This is a genomic window from Phenylobacterium sp., from assembly GCF_044236515.1.
In the GTDB taxonomy this organism is placed as follows: domain Bacteria; phylum Pseudomonadota; class Alphaproteobacteria; order Caulobacterales; family Caulobacteraceae; genus Phenylobacterium.
In genome coordinates this window covers 1-3,965 of the sequence record NZ_JBIIGK010000212.1, presented here as the reverse complement: position 1 = coordinate 3,965, position 3,965 = coordinate 1, and the positions used below count along the sequence as shown (strand labels likewise).

At 71.1% G+C, this 3,965-nt stretch carries 5 protein-coding genes; 2 read left to right on the top strand and 3 right to left on the bottom strand.

Going from position 1 to position 3,965, the window contains the following annotated elements; genetic code table 11:
* The coding region (locus tag ACILRF_RS15110) for a glycosyltransferase (RefSeq protein WP_395674333.1) at positions 1 to 473 on the bottom strand (473 nt) is incomplete at its 3' end.
* Positions 474 to 549: 76 nt separating this feature from the next.
* On the opposite strand from ACILRF_RS15110, the gene ACILRF_RS15105 reads away from it, so the two are divergent.
* Together ACILRF_RS15105 and ACILRF_RS15100 are read left to right on the top strand one after the other, a co-directional pair.
* Positions 550 to 1,299 (top strand): alpha/beta fold hydrolase, encoded by a 750-nt coding sequence (locus ACILRF_RS15105; RefSeq protein WP_395674331.1) that lies wholly within the window; start codon positions 550 to 552, stop codon positions 1,297 to 1,299.
* A 20-nt stretch (positions 1,300 to 1,319) separates the two neighbouring features.
* Positions 1,320 to 2,246: a DMT family transporter gene (locus ACILRF_RS15100; RefSeq protein ID WP_395674329.1), complete on the top strand. Its 927-nt coding sequence runs from the start codon at positions 1,320 to 1,322 to the stop codon at positions 2,244 to 2,246.
* On the opposite strand, the gene ACILRF_RS15095 is transcribed toward ACILRF_RS15100, so the two are convergent.
* Both ACILRF_RS15095 and ACILRF_RS15090 read right to left on the bottom strand, forming a co-directional pair.
* On the bottom strand, positions 2,204 to 3,064 hold the full coding sequence (locus tag ACILRF_RS15095) for an SDR family oxidoreductase (RefSeq protein ID WP_395674327.1): 861 nt from the start codon (positions 3,062 to 3,064) through the stop codon (positions 2,204 to 2,206). The two genes, ACILRF_RS15100 and ACILRF_RS15095, sit on opposite strands and share 43 nt — an antisense overlap.
* Before the next feature lie 50 nt (positions 3,065 to 3,114).
* Positions 3,115 to 3,965: UTP--glucose-1-phosphate uridylyltransferase (locus ACILRF_RS15090; RefSeq protein ID WP_395674325.1), on the bottom strand; the 851-nt coding region annotated here is incomplete at its 5' end.

Here is a 3,965-nt window from a genome sequence, read left to right as displayed (position 1 = left end):
TCCGGGTGCTCGGAAAGGACGTGGTCGCGGGTGTAGTCGGAGTTGGCGATCACCAGGTCGCCGCGGGTCATGATCCCGTTGTACCAGCGCTTGATCGACGAGCCCGACTTGTAGACGCCGTGATAGGTGGCGACGAACGGCACGCGCATGACCCGCGCCGCCTCGTAGGCCGAGAAAGCCGGCGCCCGGCTGCGGGCGTGGACCAGGCTGACGTTCTCGCGCTGCAGGATGACGGCCAGGCGCCCTGCGTTGGCGATCAGGGTCAGCGGGTTTTTCGACTGCATCGGCAGAGGGATCAGCCGCCCGCCGACCGCGGCGAGCTGGTCGGCCATCCGCCCGCCGCGCGAGGCCACCAGCGCCCGACCGCCGGCGCGGACCACGGCGCGGGCGATGTCGAGCGTCGTCTGCTCGGCCCCGCCGGTCTCCAGTTCGGGCACGACCTGCAGCAGGGTGAATTCGGGAGGGAGGCGCACGGGCTCTCCCATAGCGCGAAACGCTTGCCGGAACATTGCCTCTGCATCTCCCGCCATGACGCGCTATGACGAGCTCATGAGTGAGGACAGCGGCTTTCTGGCGCGCCCCGACGGCGGGCGGCTGGCGTGGCGAAAGGTGGCGGGGGCCGGGCCGACCGTGGTCTGGTTGGGCGGCTTCCGCTCCGACATGACCGGCGGCAAGGCGCAGGCGGTGGCCGAATGGGCGGCAGCGCAGGGCCGAACCTGCGTGCGGTTCGACTACTTCGGCCACGGCGCCTCGGACGGCGATTTCACCCAGGGCGACATCACCCGCTGGCGCGAGGACGCCCTGGCGGTGATCGACGAGCTGACGGACGGGCCTCTGGTGCTGGTCGGCTCGTCGATGGGCGGATGGATTTCCTGCCTGGCGGCCATGGCCCGCCCGGAGCGGGTGCAGGCGCTGGTGCTGGTCGCGCCGGCGCCCGACTTCACCGAAAAGCTGATGAAGCCCGAGCTGCCGCCCGAGGCGCTGGAGGCCCTGGCCCGGGACGGCGTCTGGATGGCGCCGTCCGAGTACGGCGATCCGACACCGATCACCCGCCGGCTGCTGGAGGACGGCGCCCGCTGGTCGATCCTCGAGGCGTCGGAGGTTCCGATCGAGGTCCCGGTGCGCATCCTCCAGGGCGGCGCCGACCCCGACGTGCCCTGGCGTCATGCCCTGGAACTGGCCAACGGCCTGAAGTCCGAGGACGTGGTCTTCACCCTGATCCGCGACGGCGACCACCGCCTGTCGCGGCCTCAGGACATCGCGCGCCTGATCACCGCGGTCGCGGAGGCGGTCGCCTGACGCCCGCCCGCCTCCCGGCCGTGCTCTGGCGCTCGGCCCCGCTGCTGCTGGCGTTCGCGGTGTTGTTCTGGGCCGGCAATTCGGTCGTGGGGCGGGCGCTGGCCGGTCAGGCGCCGCCGATCGCCCTCAGCTGGTGCCGCTGGGCGGCGGCCTTCGTGCTGGTGACCCCGTTGGCCTGGCGTCACCTCCGGCGCGACCTGCCGGAATTGCGGCGCCGCTGGCGGATCGTCCTTGCGCTGTCGGCGACCGGCGTCGCCAGCTTCGGAACCCTGCTCTACATCGGTCTGCAATCGACGACAGCGCTGAACAGCCTCGTCATGCAGGCGGCCATCCCGCCGCTGATCCTGCTGTTCGCCTGGGCCGGGCTGAAGGAGCGGGTCTCGCGCCTGCAGATCGTCGCGGTCGCCGTCTCGCTGCTCGGCGTACTGGTGGTGCTGTCGAGGGGCCGGCCCTGGGACCTGCTGCACCTTGGGTTGAACGCGGGCGACGGAGTCATCGTTGTCGCCGTGATTCTCTACGCGCTCTATTCGCTCGTCCTTCGCCGCAGGCCGGCCGTGCATCCCCTCAGCCTGATCTGGGCGACGTTCGCCGTGACCCTCATGCTCCTCGCTCCGCTCTGCCTGTTCGAGGCGGCGTCGGGCCAGGTGCTGCGGCTGACCCCGCGGGTGATCGGCGGCATCGCCTATGTGGCGATCTTCCCCTCGTTCCTGTCCTACCTGTTCTTCAATCGCGGCGTGGAGCTGATCGGTCCGGCCCGCGGCACCCAGTTCCTGCATCTGCAACCGGTGTTCGGCGCAATCCTCGCGGTGGTGCTGCTGGGCGAGGCGTTCCACCTGTTCCACGCCGTCGGCCTGGCGCTGATCGGCGCCGGAATCGTGCTGGCCGCGCGGCAGCCGCCAACTCCTCAGCCGCCGGCCGCCAGGACGGAAGCCAGTCCTTCGCGATAGGTGGGCAGGACCGGCCGCCAGCCGAGCTCGGCCTTGGCCCGCGCATTCGAGACCCGCTTGCTCTCGGCGTAGAAGCGCATCGCGGCCGGCGGCAGGTTCGCCTCGGCGAGCGGGATCGCCGATGGCGGGGGCAGGCCGAGCAGCCTCGCCGCATATGCGACCACCTCGGAGTTCGGCGCCGGCTCGTCGTCGCACAGGTTGTAGACGCCACCCGCCCGTGGTCGCGCCATCGAGGCGGCAAGCCCGCGCGCCAGATCTTCCACATGGATGCGAGAGAACACATGGCCCGGCGCGGCGATGCTGCGCGCGCGGCCCTCCCGCAGCCGGTCGAACGCCGAGCGACCCGGGCCGTAGATGCCGGGCAGACGGAACACCGTCAGGGTCAGGCCCATGCCGCGGGCGACCTCCTGCCAGTCGCGCTCTGCGGCGACGCGGCGGGCGCCCTCGATCGACTGGGCGGCCAGCCGGCTGGTCTCGAAGACCCAGCGCCCCCGCCGGTCACCGTAGACGCCAGTGGTCGAGAGATAGCCGATCCAGTCGGGGAAGGCGCCGGTGCGGGCGAGGGCCGGCGCCAGGACCGGCAGGGCCGGGCAGCCGTCAGGGCCGGGGGGCGCTGTGATCAGGATGGCGCGGGCGTCCTTGGCCGCAGCCGTGATCGCCGCCGCGTCGTCAGTGCGCACAGGCTGGACGCCATTCTCGACCGCCCTGGCGGCGGCGTCGTCCGTGCGCACTGTCGCGACCGCGGTCCAGCCGGCTGGCGCGAGCGTCCGGACCAGCGCTCGCGCGGAATAGCCGTAGCCGAAGACGAACAGCCGCAAAGCCCACCCCTTTGGTTGGACGCTAGCCCAGCGTCCCGCCGTCAGGAAGGCTAGAGCAGGGCCCCGATCGCCGCGCGCGCCGCGTCCGCGAGGTCGGGCCGGCGCAGAGCGAAGGCGACGTTGGCCCGCAGCAGGCCGATCTTGTCGCCGCAGTCGTAGGTGGTCCCCTCATATTCCAGCGCGTGGAAGTCCTGGCGGCCCATCAGGGTCGCCATACCGTCGGTCAGCTGAATTTCACCGCCCGCGCCCCGTGGCTGGGTCTCGAGGATCTCGAAAATCTCGGGCTGCAGGATGTAGCGGCCGGAGATGAAGAGGTTGGACGGCTCGCTGCCCGGCGCCGGCTTCTCGACCATGCCGGTCATCCGGTTCAGGCGGCCATCCTGACCGTCGAGCGCCACGATGCCGTACTTGTGGGCTTCGCCCTCCGGCGCCGGTTCGACCACAACAATGTTACCGCCGGTCTTTTGATAGGCGGAAACGGCCTGCGAAAGCGCCGGCGTGTCGGCCGCCATCAGCATGTCGGGCAGCATCACCGCGAAGGGCTCGTCGCCGATCACGTCGCGGGCGCACCACACGGCGTGCCCGAGGCCGAGCGGCGCCATCTGGCGCACGAAGCTCATCTGGCCTGGCTGCGGCAGGTCGCGCCGGACATCGGCGAGGATCTCGGTCTTGCCCTTGGCCTCCAGCGCCCCTTCGATCTCGGGATTGGCGTCGAAGTAGTCCTCGATCGCCCCCTGGCCGCGGCCGACGATGAAGACGAAGTGCTCAATTCCCGCCGCACGGCCCTCCTCGACGATGTAGGAGAGGATCGGCCGGTCGACGACGTTCAGCAGGTTCTTCGGTGTCGTCTTCGCCCCCGGCAGCACCCGGGTCCCCAGGCCGGCGACGGGCAGCACGGCCT

Coding starts and splice junctions, on each gene's coding strand:
- ACILRF_RS15105 (WP_395674331.1), top strand. CDS start 550: ATGAGTGAGGACAGCGGCTTTCTGGCGCGCCCCGACGGCGGGCGGCTG.